General features: G+C 45.1%; 23 protein-coding genes and 1 riboswitch. Of the genes, 17 read left to right on the top strand and 6 right to left on the bottom strand.

From position 1 onward, the window contains the following. Positions 1-2 precede the first annotated feature (2 nt). The 17 genes from ribE (at position 3) to NSQ66_RS20565 (ending at position 14971) form a co-directional block, all read left to right on the top strand. Positions 3-470, top strand: a complete 468-nt coding sequence (gene ribE, locus NSQ66_RS20645; RefSeq protein ID WP_036676377.1) for a 6,7-dimethyl-8-ribityllumazine synthase — start codon at positions 3-5, stop codon at positions 468-470. Between the two features lie 136 nt (positions 471-606). Continuing rightward, the gene (locus NSQ66_RS20640; RefSeq protein WP_036676147.1) at positions 607-1398 is read left to right on the top strand and encodes a segregation/condensation protein A; all 792 of its coding nucleotides are present in this window, start codon (positions 607-609) and stop codon (positions 1396-1398) included. Continuing rightward, positions 1367-1969: an SMC-Scp complex subunit ScpB gene (gene scpB / locus NSQ66_RS20635; RefSeq protein WP_036676149.1), complete on the top strand. Its 603-nt coding sequence runs from the start codon at positions 1367-1369 to the stop codon at positions 1967-1969. The genes NSQ66_RS20640 and scpB overlap by 32 nt, the downstream gene beginning before the upstream one ends. Positions 1970-2150: 181 nt before the next feature. Beyond that, positions 2151-2858, top strand: coding sequence for a DUF2953 domain-containing protein (locus NSQ66_RS20630; RefSeq protein ID WP_076101497.1), 708 nt, complete (start codon positions 2151-2153; stop codon positions 2856-2858). Positions 2859-2947: 89 nt separating this feature from the next. Continuing rightward, positions 2948-3436 carry a GerW family sporulation protein gene (gene ytfJ / locus NSQ66_RS20625; RefSeq protein WP_036676154.1) on the top strand — a complete coding sequence of 163 codons (489 nt, stop codon included), beginning with the start codon at positions 2948-2950 and terminating at the stop codon, positions 3434-3436. Between the two features lie 250 nt (positions 3437-3686). Continuing rightward, positions 3687-4886 carry a D-alanyl-D-alanine carboxypeptidase family protein gene (locus NSQ66_RS20620; RefSeq protein ID WP_178420405.1) on the top strand — a complete coding sequence of 400 codons (1200 nt, stop codon included), beginning with the start codon at positions 3687-3689 and terminating at the stop codon, positions 4884-4886. Between the two features lie 36 nt (positions 4887-4922). Then, positions 4923-5588, top strand: a complete 666-nt coding sequence (locus NSQ66_RS20615; RefSeq protein ID WP_036676157.1) for a nucleoside recognition domain-containing protein — start codon at positions 4923-4925, stop codon at positions 5586-5588. A gap of 7 nt (positions 5589-5595) precedes the next feature. After that, positions 5596-6129 carry a spore maturation protein gene (locus tag NSQ66_RS20610; RefSeq protein ID WP_036676158.1) on the top strand — a complete coding sequence of 178 codons (534 nt, stop codon included), beginning with the start codon at positions 5596-5598 and terminating at the stop codon, positions 6127-6129. Positions 6130-6189: 60 nt separating this feature from the next. After that, positions 6190-6534: an N-acetylmuramoyl-L-alanine amidase gene (locus NSQ66_RS20605; RefSeq protein ID WP_036676164.1), complete on the top strand. Its 345-nt coding sequence runs from the start codon at positions 6190-6192 to the stop codon at positions 6532-6534. Between the two features lie 20 nt (positions 6535-6554). Continuing rightward, a complete protein-coding gene (locus tag NSQ66_RS20600; RefSeq protein ID WP_036676166.1) occupies positions 6555-7313 on the top strand; it encodes a pseudouridine synthase in 759 nt (252 codons plus the stop codon). A gap of 120 nt (positions 7314-7433) precedes the next feature. Next, positions 7434-7955, top strand: a complete 522-nt coding sequence (locus NSQ66_RS20595) for a redoxin domain-containing protein (RefSeq protein ID WP_038572444.1) — start codon at positions 7434-7436, stop codon at positions 7953-7955. Continuing rightward, the gene (locus NSQ66_RS20590) at positions 7955-9640 is read left to right on the top strand and encodes a cytochrome c biogenesis protein ResB (RefSeq protein WP_038572442.1); all 1686 of its coding nucleotides are present in this window, start codon (positions 7955-7957) and stop codon (positions 9638-9640) included. The genes NSQ66_RS20595 and NSQ66_RS20590 overlap by 1 nt, the downstream gene beginning before the upstream one ends. Continuing rightward, the gene (ccsA, locus tag NSQ66_RS20585; RefSeq protein ID WP_036676173.1) at positions 9637-10899 is read left to right on the top strand and encodes a cytochrome c biogenesis protein CcsA; all 1263 of its coding nucleotides are present in this window, start codon (positions 9637-9639) and stop codon (positions 10897-10899) included. The genes NSQ66_RS20590 and ccsA overlap by 4 nt, the downstream gene beginning before the upstream one ends. 76 nt (positions 10900-10975) lie before the next feature. Next, complete coding sequence (locus NSQ66_RS20580; protein ID WP_036676174.1) at positions 10976-11692, top strand: response regulator transcription factor; 717 nt, start codon at positions 10976-10978, stop codon at positions 11690-11692. After that, complete coding sequence (locus NSQ66_RS20575; protein WP_076101492.1) at positions 11693-13129, top strand: ATP-binding protein; 1437 nt, start codon at positions 11693-11695, stop codon at positions 13127-13129. Positions 13130-13247: 118 nt separating this feature from the next. After that, a complete protein-coding gene (gene glpK, locus NSQ66_RS20570; protein WP_076101490.1) occupies positions 13248-14741 on the top strand; it encodes a glycerol kinase GlpK in 1494 nt (497 codons plus the stop codon). 14 nt (positions 14742-14755) lie between these two features. Then, positions 14756-14971 carry a DNA-binding protein gene (locus tag NSQ66_RS20565; RefSeq protein ID WP_081384042.1) on the top strand — a complete coding sequence of 72 codons (216 nt, stop codon included), beginning with the start codon at positions 14756-14758 and terminating at the stop codon, positions 14969-14971. A 76-nt stretch (positions 14972-15047) separates the two neighbouring features. Here the strand turns inward: NSQ66_RS20565 and NSQ66_RS20560 are convergent, their stop codons facing one another. From NSQ66_RS20560 to NSQ66_RS20535, 6 genes are all read right to left on the bottom strand, one after another. Next, positions 15048-16040, bottom strand: coding sequence for a ketoacyl-ACP synthase III (locus NSQ66_RS20560; RefSeq protein ID WP_036676183.1), 993 nt, complete (start codon positions 16038-16040; stop codon positions 15048-15050). A gap of 54 nt (positions 16041-16094) precedes the next feature. After that, on the bottom strand, positions 16095-16445 hold the full coding sequence (locus tag NSQ66_RS20555) for a hypothetical protein (protein WP_051490905.1): 351 nt from the start codon (positions 16443-16445) through the stop codon (positions 16095-16097). Positions 16446-16652: 207 nt separating this feature from the next. Next, positions 16653-17021 carry a carboxymuconolactone decarboxylase family protein gene (locus tag NSQ66_RS20550; RefSeq protein ID WP_036676184.1) on the bottom strand — a complete coding sequence of 123 codons (369 nt, stop codon included), beginning with the start codon at positions 17019-17021 and terminating at the stop codon, positions 16653-16655. Between the two features lie 10 nt (positions 17022-17031). Further along, positions 17032-18672 (bottom strand): thiamine pyrophosphate-binding protein, encoded by a 1641-nt coding sequence (locus NSQ66_RS20545; RefSeq protein WP_141118482.1) that lies wholly within the window; start codon positions 18670-18672, stop codon positions 17032-17034. Between the two features lie 155 nt (positions 18673-18827). Beyond that, a riboswitch (cyclic di-GMP riboswitch) is annotated at positions 18828-18924 on the bottom strand. A gap of 174 nt (positions 18925-19098) precedes the next feature. After that, positions 19099-20349 (bottom strand): HAMP domain-containing methyl-accepting chemotaxis protein, encoded by a 1251-nt coding sequence (locus tag NSQ66_RS20540; RefSeq protein WP_036676188.1) that lies wholly within the window; start codon positions 20347-20349, stop codon positions 19099-19101. Between the two features lie 121 nt (positions 20350-20470). After that, positions 20471-21427 (bottom strand): YafY family protein, encoded by a 957-nt coding sequence (locus NSQ66_RS20535; protein WP_038572440.1) that lies wholly within the window; start codon positions 21425-21427, stop codon positions 20471-20473. Between the last annotated feature and the right edge of the window lie 91 nt (positions 21428-21518).

The raw sequence follows: 21518 nt of genomic DNA, 5'->3' as shown, positions 1-21518 counted from the left end.
ATATGCCGAAATATTTAGAAGGACACTTAGTTTCTGAGGGGTTAAAATACGGAGTTGTTGTAGGACGTTTTAATGAATTTATTACCAGCAAGCTTTTGTCAGGTGCACTCGATGCCTTTAAACGCCATGGTGTCGGTGATGATGAAGTGGATGTTGCTTGGGTTCCAGGGGTATTTGAAATTCCATTGATCGCGCAAAAAATGGCTGAAAGCGGCAAATACGACGCTGTAATTACCTTAGGAACGGTTATCCGTGGTTCCACTACACACTATGATTATGTATGTAATGAAGTTGCCAAAGGAGTAGCCGCTATCAATCTTAAGACCGGCGTGCCAACCATTTTTGGCGTAGTTACTACTGAAAATATTGAACAGGCCATCGAGCGTTCAGGAACCAAAGCAGGCAATAAAGGCTGGGATGCTGCGACTGCTGCGATTGAAATGGCGAATCTTAACAAACTGTTTAAGTAAGTCAGCTATTGACGAATCAGTCGAATTCGTGCTTATTTATAGTATAAGAAGAAAGCATGGATTATAAGAGCCCTTTCTACTTGTGTAGCGTCCAGACGGGCGCTGCACTTTACTTTTTTTGGCGGGAGGATGCTTCGTGACTGTATTGTACAAGCTGGAGACGTTTGAAGGTCCGCTGGATCTGCTCTTGCATTTAATTGATAAGGCGGAAATCGACATCCAGGACATTCCGGTCGCCGAGATCACCGAACAGTATATGGAATACCTGCGTAGCATGCAGGAGCTTGAATTGGATATTACGAGTGAATTTCTCGTGATGGCCGCTACCCTTTTATCTATAAAGAGCAAGCTATTGCTGCCCAAACCACCGGTCATTGAGATCGATGATTTTGAATATTACGAAGAGGATGAATTTGATCCACGAGCTGAACTTGTTCAGCGACTGATTGAGTATCGTAAGTTCAAGAGTATTGCTGTACATCTAATGGATATGGAGAGCGAGCGGAGCTTGATTTTTACGAAGGAGCCTGAGGATTTGGGTCCATTCGTGCCAGAAGAGATTGATCAAACGCTAAAAGGACTACATACCTCAGACTTAATAGCCGCTTTTCGTAAAGCGCTAAGTAAGGCTGCCAGAAGGTCTTCTTACCAGCGGATTACCCGGGATGAAATATCGGTAAAAGATCGTATACGTGATGTATCAGATGCGCTGCAGCGCAGAGGAACAGGCGGTAAGCTGCATTTCTCGGCACTGCTTCACGATGAAATGGCACGGCACGAAATCGTAGTTACTTTTCTTGCGATTCTGGAACTGATGAAAATGAAGGCGATTTTTTGCTACCAAGAGAAATTGTTTGATGACATCGTAATGGAGTGGAGAGGAGGAGAACACTTCAATGGATTACAAAACGCTGAAATCGATTATTGAGGGCCTGCTGTTTCTATCAGGGGATGAAGGAATCTCTGTACGCCAAGTGGCTGAAATTACGGAACAGCGCCCAGAGCTTGCAGCCGGAGCATTAGAGGAACTGAAAGAAGATTATGTAGCACAGGAGCGGGGCTTACAGGTAGTGCAAATTGCCGGGAACTATCGGCTGGCTACATTGCCTGATCATGCCCACTATTTTGAGCGTCTGGCCTATTCACCATCCAGATCAACCTTGTCTCAGGCTGCCTTAGAGACTCTCGCAATCGTGGCTTATCGCCAACCGATTACGCGGGTGGAGATTGAAGAAATCCGGGGTGTGAAGTCGGAACGCGCAATTCATACGCTGAATAACAAGGATTTGATTCATGAGGTTGGTCGTGCGGAAGCGGTAGGCCGGCCAATTCTGTACGGGACGACTAAATCCTTCTTGGAGAGCTTTGGTCTTGCCAGTCTAAAGGATCTGCCGGAACCAACGAACTTTGAGTCCACGGATAATTTGGAAGAAGAGACGCAGCTATTGTTCAATAAGCTGGATACTCAAATGACGTTTGAGGATGTCGAGCTGCCTTAGTTCGTACGAGAACGCTAATAATTGTATTGAAGGGACTGCCCTTAAACCATTTATGTGGTTTGGGACAGTCCCTATTTTTATTTAAGCTCATATTTTTTATGCAAACCCCGAATTTTTTCCAGCTTAAATTGCCATACTAAACCAAAGGTTCCCATTATTAAGGTTTCTTGGAGGTAAATACGTGACGTTATGGCTTGCAATTCCCCTCGTTTTGCTTGTGCTGGCACTGATCCTGGTCCTGTCTTCATCTATCGATTTCCGCATACGGTGTTATAAACATGGAAAAAATGACCTGCTCGAATTAGATATTACCTCTCTTTTTGGTCTGATAAAGCTTCACTATGAACTTCCCCAATTGGTTTTTAAGGGATTGGAGCAGGGTGTGTGGGGAAAGTTTAAAGAGACAGGGACTGCGACGACAGGTGTAGATACCGTAAAAGAAGAGATATTCGATAAAGAAAGAGTAATGCACTGGCGCGACAATGTTAACCAAGCTGTAAAATCTACACGCGGGTTGAAGGAATGGTTAAAAGAGACTGTAGCTCATGTGAAAATATCAAAGCTCGATTGGTCCACCGATTTCTCTCTTGGTGATGCAGCAGATACTGCGACCGCATCGGGAGCGGTTTGGGGCCTGAAGTGGAGTATTGTTGGTTTTATTTCGCAGTGGGTGAAATTGCAGCAGCACCCTCGAATTTTTGTTAAGCCTGTTTTTGAAGATGAGCTTTGTTTTGCAATGGAGTTTGTCTGTAAGGGGAAAATCTCAGTCGGCTATACTTTGTATGCCTTAATGCGGCTATCTCGGCGTGTCTTGCGTGAAAAAGGTGGGATCGGCCATTGGAGAAATCTGCTGAAACAGATGCGTCAGGAGCCACATGGGAAAGTTTAAAATGAAAGTTACATACAAATGGGCGGAAGTGGGGATGATATACGCTGTAGAAGAAAGAGAAATCGTACTCAATTAAAGGAGGAAACAATATGAGCGACCATCCTATTCAAGGCCTAATGCAAACAGCGATGGAAAATATCAAGGGCATGGTAGATGTGAATACCATTGTCGGAGATCCAGTACAAACTCCTGACGGCAGCATCATCCTGCCTATCAGTAAAGTTGCCTTTGGATTTGCTGCTGGTGGTAGTGATTATCGAGTAGAAGATTCTATAAGTGGTTCAAGCTCCCAAGGTGGAGTCAAAATGCTTCCATTTGGTGGAGGTAGCGGGGGAGGCGTCTCCATTCGACCGATCGCTTTTTTAGTGGTAGGTAAGGATGGAGTGAATATTGTCCCTCTGGACAATCAAACTCACCTATTCGAAAAAATCATCGACGCAACACCAGGGCTCATCGACAAAATTCAAACCATGTTCCAAACCAGCAATGCTGCAGCTCAAACGCCGCCAACACCTGCCACACCAGCAGCAGCACCTGTTAAAACCGATCCAAGTACATCTCAATCTTCAACTCATTAGGTACACATAATTCTACAAATAGCCTCGGGGATATCGCCATACATCAGGCGGTGTCCCTTTTTTGACGTATCAGAAAGTATATTTTGGTCCCCGCAAATTACCTGAAAAAATATCGAAGCAAGGCCTCACATTGTGGGGATATTTTGTGTGGAACATCCCAAGGAGTGGACATACCCTAAGGCTGGTCCGCATACACTTGTACAACATAAACACTTTTACTTAAGATCCGATAAGAAGCCGGAGGATGAACATGAAGACAATAACCCGTAAATGGCCATTCGCCTTAATATTGTGCCTTTCGCTGCTGCTTCTGGCGCCGCTATCTTCAATTCAGGCCGAGAACAGCTCTATCTCTACACATGCAAGAGCAGCGGCACTGATTGATGTGGAATCCGGGCGTATTTTGTACAGCAGCCGTGGGGATGAGCCTATGCTTATTGCCAGCTTGACCAAAATTATGACCGCCCTCGTCGCCATTGAGAATGGTGATTTAGCCTCTAAAGTCAAAGTAGGAAAAAATGCCTATGCGAAAGAAGGCTCTTCTATTTACTTGCAGCAGGGAGAAGAGATGACGCTGGAAAATATGCTGTATGGCCTGATGCTGCGCTCAGGGAATGATGCAGCAACGGCGATCGCAGAGCATATCGGTGGTTCTGAAGAAGGTTTTGTATACCTGATGAACGCTAAGGCTGAGGAGCTAGGGCTAACCCATACTCATTTTGCTAATCCCCATGGTCTTGACGCTGAAGGGCATTATTCAAGTGCCAACGACTTGGCTGTTCTGACCGCTTATGCTCTTCATAATCCTGTATTTAAAGAAATTGTGAAGACGCAGGAGAAAACTGCAGACAATCCAAATGAGAAATGGGATTACAAATGGAGAAACAAAAATAAGATGCTGTATTTATACGAGGGAGCGGACGGTGTAAAGACAGGTTATACCAAAAAAGCACTGCGCTGCCTTGTCAGCTCTGCCACCAGAAACGGCCAGCAGCTTGTTGCAGTTACTATAAATGACGGCGATGACTGGAATGATCATGCTTCCCTGCTAAACTTCGGGTTTAATCACTATCCGCTCAAAACACTGATCGAACGTGGTGATGCCGTGACGGGCTATAACTTTGTAACCTCCAAAACCTTTGCTTATCCACTTGGACAAGGTGAACAAAATAGAGTGATCACGAAACTTGTTTTGAATCAGAAGGAAACGGTCTCAGCCGAAGCTACGCGAGCAAATTTTGGATTGCAAGGGGCGCTTGTGCTGGAGCTGGGCGGAAAAGAAATAGGTCGCGTGCCGGTGTATACTCCTGAGAATCTGCCTCCTGAGCAATCTGCTTATATGAAAAAGTATAGTCCCACACTAGCCCAGTCTTATCCGGCAAACAATTGGTTCCAGGCGCTGGGCAGTGCGCTGAAAGCTCTATTTGAAATGGGAGCGAGTTCGAAATAAGAAAATGGGCTGATGAATGAAGAAGGAGGCGTATCCATGATTAACGGGATTTGGCTAGGAATGATCATCATCGGTTTTCTGTTCGCCGCCGTTAACGGCAGAATGGATGAGTTTACAGCCGCCGTATTCGACGGAGCCAAGAGTGGGGTAACGGTTAGTTTTGGCTTAATCAGTGTGCTTGTGTTCTGGCTTGGAATCATGAAGATAGCAGAAGATGCAGGTTTGCTTAAAAAGATTGCCAAGGTGCTTGGCCCTGTCGTAGCTTTTTTATTTCCTGATGTGCCGAAAGGGCATCCTGCCATTGGATATATTCTCTCCAATATGAGTGCTAATCTGCTGGGACTAGGCAATGCCGCAACGCCAATGGGCATCAAGGCGATGCAGGAGCTGCAAAAGCTCAACCCTGATAAAGAGACCGCCACACCAGCCATGTGTACTCTTCTAGCACTTAACACAGCAAGCATTACGCTTATCCCAGCCACACTGATTGCCATCCGGTTAAACTATGGTTCAGCCGATCCCGCAGGCATAGTAGGTACAACACTTGCAGCAACGGCCGTGGCGACACTTGCAGCGATTGCGGCAGACCGGTTTTTCCGAAGGCTGACTTTACTGCGCAAACCGCCGAAGCCCCCTTCAGCAAAGTCCGGGGTTCCTCCTTTGACGAAGACAACACTCCCTAATTCCTCATTGAAAGGGTGAACGTGATTTGTACCAGTTCATCAGTCTCATATCGGCATGGGCGATTCCGGTCATGATTACGTTCATCCCGCTCTATGCTTTTACGCGCAAAGTGCCAGTCTACGAATCCTTTGTTGAAGGCGCGAAAGATGGGTTTGGCACGGCCATTGCGATTATTCCCCATCTTGTGGGGATGCTGGTTGCGATCAGTGTTTTTCGCGCTTCCGGTGCGCTGGACTTTTTCATGGGTTTCATTTCCCCTGCCCTGCGTGGGCTTGGTGTTCCTGCCGAAGTATTGCCGCTTGGTCTTCTGCGGCCGCTTACGGGGACTGGGTCGCTTGCCTACACTACGGATCTGATCCGTGTGCATGGCCCGGATTCTTTAATTGGTATGATTGCTTCCACCATACAGGGGAGCACAGATACAACGCTTTATGTTTTGACCGTTTACTTTGGAGCTGTAGGCGTACGGAATGGCCGTTATGCGCTTAAGGTTGGCCTGTTCTCCGATGTTGTCGGCTTTGTCGCTGCGATCGCTGTGTGTCTGCTATTATTTGGATAGTCACCCCATTGCCCCCCTGAACATATGCTATTGCAGCAATGTGGAGGGGGGCATTCCGCAATGAACTATAAAGGTTTTATTCTGCATCATTCTAGCTGTACATCCATTAACGGTAAAGGTTTTGACTTCTGGGTAGGAGTGGATGGCGCAATTTATGCAGCACCGCTACTGACAGATCCGGAGTATATTCATATTTGTTTGGAAGGTGATTTTGGTAAGGAAGTGGGCGATCCTCCAATATCCGGAAGGAAGGAGCAGCTTTTTGCAACGGCTAAACTCGTTTTAGAATTAGTAGAACGCTACCAAATCTCCCCTTTAATCATCGAACCCCACAATAATTCCTGCCCAGGAGCATTTTTTCCTTGGAATGAACTTGTGATTTATCCCTCTGATGGTTATCATTGATCTGAGGTGACTAGTCGAATATGGAAAGATTACAGAAAATTTTGGCGCAGGCCGGTGTGGCGTCCAGACGTAAGTGTGAAGAAATGATTTTGGCCGGTAAAGTGGAAGTCAACGGGGAACTCGTAACTACGCTTGGCACGAAGGTGGACCCCGCAACAGATATTATTAAAGTTTCCGGTAGACTGATCCGGGGCGAGAACAAAATCTATATTATGTTCAACAAACCTAAGGGAGTTATCACAAGCGCTTCCGATCCAAAGGGTCGTAAGGTTGTAACTGACTACCTAAAAGGAATTACTGAACGGGTTTACCCTGTAGGCCGGCTCGATTACGATACGGAAGGTTTGCTGCTGCTGACAAATGATGGGGACTTTGCTAACTTGCTAACCCATCCGAAGCACCATGTACCTAAGACGTATCATGCTACGGTCAAGGGTATACCGCATGGTACTGCATTGGACAAGCTGAAAGCTGGCATTAAGCTGGAAGATGGCATGACAGCGCCTGCGGAAGTAGAGTACAAGGATATTGATGAAGCAAATAAAGAAGCGGTAATCAGCATCACGATTCACGAAGGACGTAATCGTCAGGTACGACGCATGTTTGATGCGATTTCACACCCCGTACTCCGTCTGAAACGGATTTCATTCGGGGATATTATGCTGCAAAATCTCAAACGTGGCTCATACCGTCATTTGACCAAGGATGAAATTAACCATCTGCAGCAAATTGCCAAAGCAGGATTGCTTAAAGAAAGAACTCCACGTAAAGAGTCATAAAGACACAGAATATTCACAATTAAACCCCCTAAAGCTGTGACGAAATTCGCTATAATGTTCATAGGATGTTCACACCTTACAACATAAGTATGAGTTGCGTCACAGAAGGGGGCTTTACGTGTGGGTAAAGCAAGAAAACCAATTCAAATCGTGATTCTGTTTCTAATTGTTATAGTGGGCGGTTATGCCATCGGTTCCTCTGTATTTGGGGGAAGCGGCAAACCAGAGGAAGGGAGCAAAGCACCTTCCTTTGATTTGCTTGGGCTTGACGGTCTGGCTCATACCCTAGACGAATATAAGGGCAAGACTATTGTGCTTAATTTCTGGGGCTCTTGGTGTGCACCTTGTGTCAAAGAAATGCCGGCTCTCCAAGCGCAATGGGAGAAATGGAAGGACAAGGACGTAGTGGTCTTAGGCATTAATGTGGGCGAAGACCGGATGACTGTCGAGAATTTTGTGAAGCAAGTAAACATCGATTTTCCGATTTTGATGGACACTGGACGTGATGCTGTACGAAGTTATGGTATTTCTCCGCTGCCAACTACCTTATTCATTAATTCCAAGGGTAAAATTGACAACATTCATATCGGCCAGCTTGATTTGAATTCACTTGATGATCAAATTGGGAAGCTGGTGGATTGATGAGTGAACGCGAGGCATTTATAACCAATACCAAATGTGAATGTGGCCACCAGAACCCTGTAGGCACTGTTTTATGCGAAGCATGCGGGAAGCCGTTGGGTAAAGAATCAGACTGGGGCGAGAATTTGGAAATGCGTTACGATGGCGTAGCTCGCCGTTCTCAGCGCGTTAACCCGGGGATTATTGATCGGGTGTGGAACTTTTTCTCTTCCGTCAAAATAGCGATCTATCTGATCGTGTTGACACTTATAGGCTCTATGTTAGGGACGATTTTCCCGCAGGAGAGTACTTTTCTTAATATCGATGCCTCAATTTATTACAAGCAAGAGTACGGAACAGCCGGATATATTTATCACAAACTTGGACTTTCACATACATACGAATCCTGGTGGTTTGTAACTCTACTCGTAATGATCGGCGCTTCACTTGTGATCTGTAGCTTGGACCGAGTACTTCCGCTCTATAAGGCCTTAACCAGGCAGAAGATTCGGAAACATCGTCAGTTCTTAACTCGGCAAAAAGCTGTGTTAGTAACTGAAGTACAAGAGGAACCAGAAGCTTGGGTAGCCCGGGTAATTCAGCCAATGCGTAAAAAGGGCTATCGCGTGAAGACGGATGGAGGAGCTCTGCTGGCAGAGAAACATCGCTTCAGCCGCTGGGGACCTTATGTAATACATATTGGCTTAATTATTTTTTTACTTGCTGTATTAGCAAGAGGATTGCCGGGACTGAACATGGATCAGCATCTTGCTTTCCCGCAAGGGGAGATCACACAGATTCCGGACACCACCTATTATTTGAAAAATGAGAAATTCACCGTGGAGTTTTATACGGAGGAAGAGATGCCTGAGGAATTTCGAGGCAAAAAAATACTTCCAAAGCTATTCCAGACCCAAGCTGTGCTTTATGAATGCACCGCGGATTGTGGAGACCCTTCGAAGGAACCACAGCTATCCGAGGTGACGAAACATGATATCCAAGTAAATTCACCTTTGGATTATAAAGGATTGAAAGCGTATCAGTTTGATTATGATCTGACCCCGGTGCTGCGTTCGGTACAGCCTGAGCTTAAGAATTCCACCACTGGCGAGGCGTTCGGCAAATTTAAGCTGGACATGAAGAATCCTCCGCGGGCAATTCAGGCGGGTCCTTATACTTTAACTTTGAAAGAAAAGTATATGGATTTTGGTCTAAATGAGGATGGACAGCCGATTTCCAAATCACCTTATCCGAATGCACCTGCTTTTTTGTTCCTGATACAAGGTCCGGATCTCCCGGCGGAAGGGCAGCAGTATTTCTATTTTCCTAAACAGGTGGATAAGGCGCAGTTTCAACAGGCTGCCATTAACGATAAGCTTGGCGGGAGCAATAGATTTCTTGAGCTTGAAGTGGACAACATGAGCGACGTTGATTTTTCGGAATCGACTACTTACTTGAATATACGTATTGATCGTGCAATGCCGTTTGTATGGCTAGGTGCAGCAATCGTGATGCTGGGTTTAGTGCTTGGCTTCTACTGGCAGCATAGACGTATCTGGCTTACCGTTGCTAACGGGGAGCTCATCCTCGGAGGACATACGAACAAGAACTGGTTCGGTTTCCGCCGTGAGATCGTTTCTATTTTAGAAAAAGTAGATCTGGTAGTCGATGAAAAATCATTAGATAATGGAGGAGGCCTTTCATGAGCTTGCTCGACATCAGCAGCGCTGTCTTTATTGCCGCATTTTTATTATACAGCGGTTCGTTTATGTTATTCACTATCGCCATCATGGGTCGCAAGTGGTCAGGCCGCAAGCCGGAGGAACATACCGCACGTTGGGGCAAAATTGCTTTTATTTTCTCTTCAATAGGTCTTATCTTTCATCTTATTTATTTCTTTACACGTTGGGCGGGCTCAGGGCATATTCCGGTCAGCAACATGTACGAGTTCATGACTTTTTTATCGATGATGGTCATGGTTGCCTTTACCGTGATGTACGCTATTTATCGTAAGGTAATCCTGGGTCTCTTTGCAGTTCCAATCAGTATTATTGTGATGGCTTATGCTGCAGTGTTTCCACAGGAAGTACAGCCGCTGATTCCATCTCTTCAATCGAACTATTTAAAGATACACGTAACACTGGCTGCACTAGGTGAATCCTTCTTCGCAGTAGGGTTTGCGGCGGGACTGATGTATCTGCTGCGAACAGTCAATTTTTCCAGTAAAGAGAAGGCGGATCGCAAGCAACAGAGGCTGGTCGAATTTACTCTCTTTTCAATCATTGTTATAATTGGGTTTCTGGGTTCTGTTTTTGCATTCCGCGGAGCAGGCTACGAAACTGTTTTTGTCCGTCCGAACGTTACGATTGACAGCCCCGGGCAGGAAAATAGTACAATAGAGAAAGTGAGTTATCGAATGCCGCCGATTGTGGCACCTCACAATAGCGAAATTGAGAGCTTCCAGTCGTTTCTTGGCATAAAAGAACCACTCTTTGAGGCACCATCTTGGATGAATGGTGTAAATGCTGGACGGAAGTTTAATACTGTAATTTGGTCACTCCTTTCCGGATTAATCCTCTACGGAGTTCTTCGCTTGATCGTACGTAAACCGCTGGGCACTGCTTTACACCCAGTGATGGACGGAATTGATGAGGGCGATCTAGATGAGATTACGTATAGGGCGATAGCCATTGGCTTTCCTATTTTCACATTAGGCGCTTTGATCTTTGCAATGATATGGGCGCAAATCGCTTGGGGAAGATTCTGGGGATGGGATCCTAAGGAAGTCTGGGCGCTTGTCACTTGGCTCTTCTATAGCGCTTATCTTCATTTACGTTTGGCTCGTGGATGGCAAGGAAGAAAATCTGCCTGGCTGGCTGTGCTTGGCTTCCTGGTCGTAATGTTTACTCTGGTTGGCGTTAATTTAGTCATCGCCGGACTTCATTCTTACGCGGGGACGGACTGAGCATAGTTTACCTGTTAACGTTGCACAATGGTTTAAAGATTACGTTCTACTGTATTGATGAAGGGGTTGTAGTGAAATGGCAGATCATTTAAACAGAATTCTGGTAGTGGATGATGAGGAACGTATTCGCCGCCTGCTAAAGATGTATCTTGAAAAAGAAGGTTATGAAATCGATGAAGCGGAAGACGGAGAAATCGCTCTTCGTAAAGCAACAGCAAATGACTACGGTCTAATATTGCTGGATGTTATGCTGCCTGGCATCGATGGGATGGAAGTGCTGACAAGACTCAGAGGAGTGAAGTCAACACCGGTGTTAATGCTTACAGCTAAAGGCGAAGAGATCAACCGTGTTCAGGGCTTTGAGATGGGCGCAGACGATTACGTTGTGAAGCCCTTCAGTCCACGTGAAGTCATTTACCGGGTGAAGGCTATTATGCGCCGTTCTTCGGCAACTGCTTTCTTGTCCAAGGAGAGCAATTCCAGCAATAACATTGTATTTACTCATCTTATTATTGAGCATGATGCTCACCGTGTGACTGCTGGTGGTGAAGAAGTGAGTTTGACACCTAAAGAATATGAACTTCTGCATTATTTGGCTATTTCGCCGGATAAAGTATTTTCTCGTGAAGAACTGCTTAAGGATGTCTGGAATTATGAATTTTTCGGAGATTTGCGTACTGTAGATACTCACGTAAAACGCCTTCGTGAAAAACTGAATAAAGTATCACCGGAATCCGCAGCGATGATTACGACCGTATGGGGCGTAGGCTACAAACTAGAGGTACCTAAATAAGTGAACTTCTGGAGAAGTCTTGTCGGCAAACTGTGGGTTACGATCATCTGCCTGGTCGCTGTCGTACTTATTACCTTGGGGTTATTTTTGCTTCCCTACATAGACAGTAACTTTGCCAATTCCGGAGATATCAAACGTTTATTTATGTATACTTGTATGATCGGATTTTCTTTGACTACATTTTTTGCGTTATTTTTGTTTACCAAAATCACCCAGCCGATGCAGCGTGTCATTGAAGCTGCGAATAACATTCGCCGGGGAGAATACGGAACAAGGCTTACGCTGGTCACAAGTGATGAAATTGGCCAGTTGGCGACTTCCTTTAACCATATGGCTGAGGAGCTTGAAGAGAATATTCGCAGTCTGCATCATGAGAAGGGGCATTTATCTAGCGTACTGCGCAGTATGAGCGATGCTGTGATCACCTTTGATATTGAAGGGCAGATTATTTTGACCAATCCGCACGGCCAAGCTCTGCTAGAGAGCTGGAGCGATTTGCAGTGGGAACATGCGAGTGATGCTGAGCTCCATCCCGAAACGGCTGAGAGCAGTGTTCCGCCTCCCCTGCGTCCTTTATTTTTAAGCACCCTGAAACAAGGTGGCGATGACCGCTCCAATGTACATGTGCGGCAGGGCGTCTGGTCTGTTCATATGGCACCATTATATTCTGAAGGCAGCATCCGGGGAGTAGTTGCTGTACTGCGGGATGTGACGGAAGAGGTGCGTCTGGAAAAGATGCGCAGAGACTTCGTTGCTAACGTCTCCCATGAAATACGCACTCCGTTGTCGATGATGCAAGGGTACAGTGAGGCTTTATTGGACGGGATGGCTTCATCCCCCGAAGAAAGCAGTGAGCTGATCCAGGTCATTCATGACGAATCACTGCGTATGGGGCGTCTGGTTAAGGATTTGCTTGATCTTGCCCGAATGGAAGCCGGACATACGGATATGATGAAAGCTCAGGTGGACATGAATGAACTGCTGGAACGAGTCTACCGTAAATTTTCTGTACGTGCCAAAGAGCGCGATATCCATCTTCACTTGCAGCAACAGAGCGATATTGCTGTTCTGAAGGCAGCGGATGAGGATAAACTGGAACAAGTCCTAACCAATTTACTCGATAATGCTTTCCGCCACACACAGGGTGGCAAAAAAATCACAGTTCATACAGGAACTTGTGTATTAGAAGGTCGTCGTTATCTTGAGATTAAAATTCAGGATGAAGGGGTGGGAATTCCACCAGAGGATCTGCCGTATATATTCGACCGCTTCTACAAAGCTGATAAGGCGCGTGTACGGGGAGAATCAGGTGGAACAGGACTTGGGCTTGCGATTGTTAAAAATATTGTAGAGTCGCATCACGGGACCATCTCCGCTTCAAGCAAACTAGGCGAAAGTACAACCTTTACGCTAAGACTTCCTGTCGAAAAACAGTAATTCCAAACACAATGTGTGATAGCGCCTCTGACAGCAGAGGTGCTTTTTGTTGAAACAAACACATTAATCTTGTTCATCGTGGAACATATCTTGTAGGTTTTGCTTGGGAGGGCATAGAATGATTTTATCTTTAGACCAAGGTACTACCAGCTCACGAGCCATATTGTTCGATACGGAGGCTAAATGGGTCTCACAAGGTCAATATGATGTTAAGCAATCCTTCCCCCATCCAGGCTGGGTAGAGCATGACCCTGAGCAAATCTGGGAGTCACAGCTCGCAGCGGCAAGAGACGCGATTGCGCGGGGTGGCATAGCGGTTGAGGAGATCTCTGCCATCGGAATAACCAATCAGAGAGAAACGGCTTTAATCTGGGATAAAACAACGGGCAAACCGATATACCCTGCGATCGTGTGGCAGGACAGGCGTACTGCAGAGCAATGTGAAGAACTTAAAAGTAAAGGGCTGGAGCAAGTTATTGCGAGCAAGACGGGCCTTGTTGTAGATGCTTATTTCTCAGCTACCAAAATCTCCTGGATACTGGATCACGTGGATGGTGCCCGAGAGCGGGCGAATCGAGGGGAGCTTCTGGCAGGTACGATCGACAGCTGGCTAATTTGGAGACTTACTTGCGGAGCCGTACATGTCACTGATGTTACCAATGCCTCACGTACGATGCTGTTCAATCTTCATGAACGGTGCTGGGATGAAGAGCTAATGCAAGAGCTTCGTATTCCGCGTACCATTCTGCCAGAAGTAAGAATGTCTGGCGGCGAATTTGGAATAGCAGACAAACAGTGGTTTGGGGCGGATATTCCAATTCGCTCTGTACTTGGAGATCAACAGGCTGCATTGTTTGGACATACTTGTCTAGAACCCGGCAGTGCCAAAAACACCTATGGTACAGGCTGCTTTATACTTATGAACACAGGCACAGAAGCTGTAGCCTCCAGCCATGGCTTGTTGACCACTGTAGCTTGGGGTATGGGAGATGAACTCTATTATGCCCTCGAGGGCAGTGTGTTCGTAGCCGGAGCGGCTGTTCAGTGGCTGCAGGAGGGGCTTGGTCTTATAGAGGAGCCAGCAGGCTCAGAAGTTAAAGCAAGGGAAGTAGAGGACAGCGAAGGGGTTATCGTTGTGCCTGCGTTTACCGGACTGGGGGCACCCTATTGGGATATGTACGCCCGTGGAGCCATATTTGGCCTCACCAGGGGCACTACCTCAGGACATCTGGTACGAGCTACATTGGAGTCCTTAGCCTTTCAATCTAGAGATGTAATAGGAGCTATGGAAAAAGACGCAGGCATGCCATTGACCGGCCTTCGTGTGGATGGCGGAGCTGTGCGTAACGATTTGCTGATGCAGTTCCAGTCTGATATCCTGGGCAGTGAGGTTACTAGAACCACATATGCGGAGACAACAGCGCTAGGTGCAGCGCTTCTGGCCGGGTTAACGTCCGGAGTCTGGACACGTGCCCAGCTAGAGAGCTTCAACAAGGCTGAGAGGGTCTTCTCGCCTGAGATGGGTATTACTGAGCGGGAAGGTCGTTACAACGCCTGGAAGGACGCTGTAGCGCGTACCATGGGTTGGGAGAAGCATGAAGGATATCAGTGATAAAGGGGCTGTATATGTCTATGGTTAACGGAAACGAATCTGATCTGCCGGGCGGACTATCTAAGCCGGCGCTTCGAGCCCTGCATGGGGCTGGATATGTTCAGCTTCAACAATTCAGCAAGCTTACGGAGGCAGAGCTTCTGCAGCTACATGGATTGGGGCCAAAGGCGATCGTTCTACTGCGGAGTGCTCTCGCGGAAAAGGGGCTCACCTTTGCAAGTAAGTCCTGATGTTGCGTTCATATTTATAACAAAAAGCGGCAAGCTTAGGTGAATCCCTAGCTTGCCGCTTTTTGTTATATAGCTCCTAATATTCAATAACAAATGCTACATTTTGCCAACCGGCGCCCACTGTCCAGAACAGGACTTTATCACCACGTTCGATCTTTCCAGTAGTTACAGCTTTATGTAGAGCAATAAATGGGCTGCTGGTAGAGGTATATCCGAATTCATCCCCTATGTATACCGCTACATTGCGATCAATACCGACTTTCTCACACATCTCTAAGATATTAGGCAATGAAAACTGTGAGAAGCAGGCTGCTTTAATGGCTTCAGGCGCGATATTGTTGTTAGATAGTAGAGTACGAATAGACTCAGAAGCAGCATCTATGCAAATGGAATCATCAAAAGGAATAAACTTCACATTAAACTCTCCAGCCGCTACACCTTGTTTACCCAGTTTAGCCAGGCCTGCGCACGGGAACTTGGATTTATCGCAAACACAAGGATCCGTTTGGTAGATAGAGTCAATGAAACCGACTACATCCTCAGCTTGTTCAAGAATGACTGCCGCCGCTGCATCACCGAAGTTAGCGTAGTAGACTGGATCATTCTTATCGGCATGAGGGGTAACATAATCGGAGCCGATTACCAACGCTCGTTTAATCCTAGGATTCGCTTGCATCTGACGGCTAACCTGTTCCACTGAAGCCGTCATACCCGCACAATTAGCATTGCTGTCAATGCAGATCGTATGGGATGCGCCTTTGATCAAACGGTGAATCATTAATGAGTTGGTAGGAAAGATATACTCAGGAGTTTGACTTGCATAGGCAATAAGGTCGATATCGGCACCTGTGAGACCACTTTTCTCCAGAACATTCCGGGCAGCCTCAAAAGCCATCGTAAGGGAATTCTCCTCCGCATCCTTAATACTATACCGTGCATTACGACCTAATGCGGATAATAGACCTCGAATATCAATGCCTCTTTCGTCAAAATGCTTAATGAAAAAGTCGTTACCAACTATATTGCTGGGATGATAGATATCAATGCCTTTAATACGAATTCCGGTCATAATACGCCTCCAGGAAAGCAGTAAAATGTGGCCTACATATTAAGATTAAAAGATCTAGACTGTAACCGCAGAAATGATCTCGATGTTATCGAGTCCAGCTTTACGGCCAAGACGGGAAAGCTGCATTTTGAGGATCGGGTTATTTTCAAGCGTTAGATTTACTTTTACAAATCCATCATTCTTAAACATTACAAAGCAGCTTTCTAAAAGAGGTACAACATCTGGTGCAGTTACATTTAGCTTTCTGCAGTCGATTTTTAGTTCATAGTCAGCTGGAGTAATTGGATTGATAGTTTGTTGATAAGCTTGAATAGATTTTAGACCATCTTCTTCAGAAAATGTTCCATCCAACTCAATGTTAATAACCTTGTTTGCAGTGTCTGTCTTCAAAACGAAACTTCCCATGCCTAAATCTCTCCCATAGATTGAATTTGTCCAAAACAGTTCGACTGCAATATCCAGCCCTTTATATATCCACTTAGCTGTTTTATAAAAGTCAAAATTCGACACTATACAGCAAGTATTGGGATATTCCGACTCTATTATAGGCATATTTTTCAAGTGCATGCAATAATAAAGTCGAATTTTGTATATTGTTGTCGAACTGTTGGGTTATTGGATTTCTTCTATGGTTGCAAGCAGGATATTAAAAGCTGTGATGATTCTAGGTGCCCCTATAACGGGTACTAAGTGTAATAGAATGCCTTTAAGCTGTTCTACGGTGACTCCAACACGAAGGGCCATAACATAATGAACACCCAGCTGTTCGAATTGACCCATTGAAATTAAAGATGAAATGACTGCGATTTCCTTCCAGTCAGGGGCTATAGTATTACGTTGAAAAATATCGCCATAGGCATTCCCCATAATAAATTCAGCCAAGTCAGGGAAGTGGTCTTTAATTGGAGCTAGTGCTTTTGCGCCATAGTCTCCTGATAGATTCGTGAAGTGGTTGAGACCACTGTTGATATTTTCCTTCATGGTTAGCCTCCTAGTTTAGGTTCAAAGTACGGTGTGCAGTCGGAGGGACTTCATCACGGTCTGTTAGTAGTTCAATAACGGCAACATGGTTTAGAGCTACCGCATCTTTAATTGCAGCTGTGAATTCATCCGCAGTCTCACATTTGTAGCCTTTAGCACCTAGAGATTCAGCGAATTTCACGGCGTCCATTGGTACTTCATATAGAGTTCCATCGATACGACCTGTGGTTTTCTCCATACCCTTAAGAGCCATATCTAGTTGCTTATTATTGACCACGATAAAGATGACAGGGATATCTTTGCAGACAGCGGTGTTAATCTCAGCGCCGAGCATCATGAAACAACCATCACCTGTAATGCAGAGGACAGTTTCTTCAGGAGCTGCAACTTTTGCACCAATAGCCATGCCGATCGAATTACCCATGCAAGCAAAATAAGCATCAAAAACAAAGCTGCCCGGTTTCTTAACCTTGTACCATTTTGCAGCGTGGAATCCATGGCTTCCATCATCAACGAAAATTGAATTATTATAAGGGATCAAATCACTTAAAGTGCTCATTACTGAAGCCAGTGAAAGATTCTTGAGGGTTGGAAGCTCTTCTGAATAATCAGCATCGGCCAAAGCCTCGCGTTTGGTGATTGTGCTTGGGTCAATATGATTTAGGCAGTGCACCAAATTATCGCGCAGGTCCCCAGTGACCGGTATCGTTTTGGACAATAGGATTTTTCCGACAAAGCTTGGATCAATATCAAATTGAATTAAAGTTGCTGGATGATTCTCCCGTTTAAGATTACAGATGGTCATATCACTTAAACGTGATCCAAGCACTATAAACAGATCGCTTTTATTCAATAAATCATCCCCGTGGGTCGAACCGCCAACGCCAATAGGACCATGATAGAGCGGGTGATCCCAGACTATAGCCCCTTTTCCACCAGGAGATGTTACTACAGGAATATTAAAAGTTTCTGCGAGTTGAACAAGCTCTTTATGTGCTCCGGAGCGGTTAATTCCTTTACCCGCAATAATCAAAGGATTCTTAGCAGCTTGAATAGCATCGATGACTCTATCGATATTTGCTTGACTAATTAGAGACTCTCTTTCAGGGATTACAATATTGCATTCTTCCAATACTTCAGTTTGTACATCAAAAGGAATACAAAGATGAACAGGACCCCGTTTGGCCAGGGCCACAGAAATCGCATGATTAAAAATAGTACCAAAGTGATCCCCACGTTCAACCAATTTACTGAACAAGGTGGCAGGTCTGAACATATCAGCTAAATCAGCCAGAAAAGAGGTGGAGTCCTGACATTGAGGAATTCCAAGCTCTGTAATGGATTGGTGGCCGGTAATAAACAGGACAGGTAGGTTGTTAGCTTTCGCATGAGCTGCTGCTGTGAGCAGGTTAGTTCCACCAGGACCAGAAGTACCAAATGCTACGCCTAGGTTACCCGTTTTCAGCGCATACCCTGCTGCTTCGAATCCGGAGCTTGCTTCATGTCTGCCGGGAATAAATTCAATACCGTAATCGACCATCTTTAGAACTATTGGACAAATCGATTTGCCAATGATCCCAAAAGAATGGGTGACTCCTAGGTTACGTAGTGCTTCCGCCATGTAATCTGCGACTGTCTTCAAAAGAAACACCTCACAAGTTTTTTGATATATATTAGTTATTAATCTACCGAATAGATACGATAGATCAATATACTCAAAAAGTAAAAACCTGTGCTCTATAGTAAGCACAGGTTGGTGGCATAAGGCGCCGCTAAGACTGAACAATAGTTCAGCCGTCCTGGTTCCTCTGCAACCTGGCAATCATGGCCTCAAACGAAAAAATGAGGCTGTAGATCCATGGTTTTGCGTCATCCTCTTTCGAGGATTTTGCCAATATTAATTTATAGTTGATAAGAATAATTTTCCTTTACAATATATTCCTCATTAATTTTTGTCAACATAATCCGCTAAAAAAACTCGAAATTTGACGAAAGTCTTGTCCAAGAGATGAAGTTTTGCCTCGCGAAAAAAACTGCCACCTAAGACTCAGCTTAGGTGGCAGTTGATAGTTTTGAACTAGAATTTAAAGATATGAATGGTTTTTTGCAGATTAAATACGGCCTGGGTCATTTTTTCCGTTTCTTCTGCAACAGACTGCAGGGCATTAATCTGTTCATTCATAGCCGCCGATACCTCTTCAGTGCCTGCAGCGGTTTCTTCGGTGATTGCTGAGATATTCTCAATTGCACTGGAAATTTTCAAGGCACTTTCTAGCATAAGATCACTCTCCGCAGAGAATGAAGAGATTTGCTCGGTAATGTACTGCACGCTTTGTACAATTTGTGCGAAAATATGGGCAGATTGAGTGATCATTTCATTCTGAACCTGCACAACCTCTTCATTGATGGCGATATTATCGATGGCTTGTTTAATATCTGACTCAATGCTGCGGACCAAACCGAATACTTCTTTTGTGGAAGCCGTAGATTCCTCAGCAAGCTTGCGAACCTCTTGAGCGACAACGGCAAAACCCCGACCATGCTCTCCGGCACGAGCAGCTTCGATGGAGGCATTGAGTGACAGCAGGTTGGTCTGCTCAGCGATCTCTGTGATGGTCTTGGTGATCATCGTAATCCCGCGGGCATTTTGTGAGAGAGCTTCAATAGTATCAGCCACTTTTTGTGTAGCCTCTATGTTTTTACGCATGCCTTCAGCCTGTGTATCTACGGATTGGCGCCCTTGCTCAACAAGTTCTAAGGTATGTATTGAACGTCTGTTCATTTCTTTGGTGGAGTTCGTATAATTGGATACTTTGGTCTCAATGTCTTTAATGGATTCTGTCATATCAGCGATATCCGTAGATATTTCATTTGCACCAAGAGCGAGCTCGGTAGAAGAAGAGGCTACTTGTGCCATAACAATTTTCAGGTTCTGGTTCTTATCTTCGATTCCGCGGCTTGCATCCATTACTTGACGGGTGATCTGCGATGCATCGGTCAGAATCTTCTTGAGCTTATCAATCATTGTGTTAAAGGAGCGGCTTACGTCACCCATTGAACCATTTTCGTCCGCTCTGCTAGTGAAATCCCCCTTCGAAATACTGTGAGATACATTAGCAATATCATCAAAAGATGATGTAAGCGTTCTCTCCACGAAGCGAGCAACAGGTAAAGTCAGACCTGCAAGAACAACTACTAGTATAATTCCTACGAGAAATTGACCTAGAATCATTAACGTAACTAAGACAGGAATAGCAAACAGTGCGGCAACGAGGTAACATCCGGCAACAATTCTTTGTTTTAACGGAAGTTTGTGCATCCAGCTCATTGGTAAAATGTCCCCCTTATTAAATTTTATGTAATGGTGTTATTATAGGGGATTTATAGGTCATTGGTCTATAGAGAAGTGTCATAAATCTTCTTTAAGTAGTAGATATTTAGAATTCATGTCAAAATTCCTCATATATTGTGGAAATTGTTTTAATAGCAGACTTTACCATCCCTACTAGTTCGGTAGGAGCTAAAACAATAACTGAAGGAGAAAAAGAGAGTACGATACGACAGGCAGATTCTATAGTATTAAACTCGGCCTCTACGTTCATCCACCCAGTATTAGCAGAGGGTTCTACTAAAGTTATAGTTACATATCTTTCACGTTGTAATTCTTTAAGAATAGACTCATTCACCTTTAATTTCACTACATATTTTGGCAGAGCTGCTTTAAAAGCTAAAGTCGACTGTTCCCAGTAGCTTTTTAAATCAAAAGTCTCAGGTCTGACAAATGATTCATTAGTTGCTTCAGCTTGTATTAATCTTGACACGCGAAAAGTCCGCATTTCATCCTCGGTTCGTGCCACTACATACCAAACTCCACGTTTTGCGACTAACCCAAGAGGTTCAATAAAACGTTCCTTCGTCTCGTCATTCCGTGGGTAAGTGATCTTTACTTTACGATCTTCCCAAACAGCTTCCTGCAGGATAGATAGGAACGGATAGGTCTCGTCGGAAGGGTGCCAGCTGGCACCATCAATATGGATGCGCTGGCTTAGGTAACTGGCTGGATTATTCGTCCTAGATGGCGAAGCAGCCTCCAGCTTGAGTACGGCAGAAGAAAAGTCGTTTTGTATACCCAGATCTTTTAAAATCGAGGAGTCTGCGGACAGCAGCAGAGTAGCAATCTCTGAGGGCTTCATACCCGTTAACGAGGTTCGGTATCCTTCCGTGAGCATCCAGCCCCCTTCGCGTCCCCGTTCGGCAAGAATCGGTATTCCTGCTGTACATAAGGCTTCCATATCTCTAAACACAGTTCGTTCAGACACTTCTAAGGTCTGGGCTAGCTCACGGGACGTCATCTTTCCACGATTTTGCAGCAAAAGTAAGATGGATAACAAACGATCGGCTCTCATTAAGGGAACATTCCTCCTCCTAATAAATGTTAGTCAGTTCTTAATTAATTATTATATTATATATGTCAGTTGATGTCATATTAAAGAATTA

Origin of the sequence: Paenibacillus sp. FSL H3-0329 (genome assembly GCF_037963285.1) — a bacterium.
Lineage (GTDB): Bacteria > Bacillota > Bacilli > Paenibacillales > Paenibacillaceae > Paenibacillus_AQ > Paenibacillus_AQ odorifer.
The sequence above is the reverse complement of the archived record's forward strand: the minus strand, read 5'-3'. Positions and strand labels throughout refer to the sequence as shown.

Bases quoted from the DNA above. Each gene is read 5' to 3' on its own strand.
- ribE (WP_036676377.1), top strand. From the start codon at position 3: ATGCCGAAATATTTAGAAGGACACTTAGTTTCTGAGGGGTTAAAATAC.
- NSQ66_RS20605 (WP_036676164.1), top strand. From the start codon at position 6,190: ATGAACTATAAAGGTTTTATTCTGCATCATTCTAGCTGTACATCCATT.
- NSQ66_RS20590 (WP_038572442.1), top strand. From the start codon at position 7,955: ATGAGTGAACGCGAGGCATTTATAACCAATACCAAATGTGAATGTGGC.
- ytfJ (WP_036676154.1), top strand. From the start codon at position 2,948: ATGAGCGACCATCCTATTCAAGGCCTAATGCAAACAGCGATGGAAAAT.
- scpB (WP_036676149.1), top strand. From the start codon at position 1,367: ATGGATTACAAAACGCTGAAATCGATTATTGAGGGCCTGCTGTTTCTA.
- NSQ66_RS20620 (WP_178420405.1), top strand. From the start codon at position 3,687: ATGAAGACAATAACCCGTAAATGGCCATTCGCCTTAATATTGTGCCTT.
- NSQ66_RS20560 (WP_036676183.1), bottom strand. From the start codon at position 16,040: ATGACCGGAATTCGTATTAAAGGCATTGATATCTATCATCCCAGCAAT.
- NSQ66_RS20580 (WP_036676174.1), top strand. From the start codon at position 10,976: ATGGCAGATCATTTAAACAGAATTCTGGTAGTGGATGATGAGGAACGT.
- NSQ66_RS20600 (WP_036676166.1), top strand. From the start codon at position 6,555: ATGGAAAGATTACAGAAAATTTTGGCGCAGGCCGGTGTGGCGTCCAGA.
- NSQ66_RS20550 (WP_036676184.1), bottom strand. From the start codon at position 17,021: ATGAAGGAAAATATCAACAGTGGTCTCAACCACTTCACGAATCTATCA.
- NSQ66_RS20535 (WP_038572440.1), bottom strand. From the start codon at position 21,427: ATGAGAGCCGATCGTTTGTTATCCATCTTACTTTTGCTGCAAAATCGT.
- NSQ66_RS20540 (WP_036676188.1), bottom strand. From the start codon at position 20,349: ATGAGCTGGATGCACAAACTTCCGTTAAAACAAAGAATTGTTGCCGGA.
- NSQ66_RS20565 (WP_081384042.1), top strand. From the start codon at position 14,756: ATGTCTATGGTTAACGGAAACGAATCTGATCTGCCGGGCGGACTATCT.
- glpK (WP_076101490.1), top strand. From the start codon at position 13,248: ATGATTTTATCTTTAGACCAAGGTACTACCAGCTCACGAGCCATATTG.
- NSQ66_RS20555 (WP_051490905.1), bottom strand. From the start codon at position 16,445: ATGGGAAGTTTCGTTTTGAAGACAGACACTGCAAACAAGGTTATTAAC.
- NSQ66_RS20615 (WP_036676157.1), top strand. From the start codon at position 4,923: ATGATTAACGGGATTTGGCTAGGAATGATCATCATCGGTTTTCTGTTC.
- ccsA (WP_036676173.1), top strand. From the start codon at position 9,637: ATGAGCTTGCTCGACATCAGCAGCGCTGTCTTTATTGCCGCATTTTTA.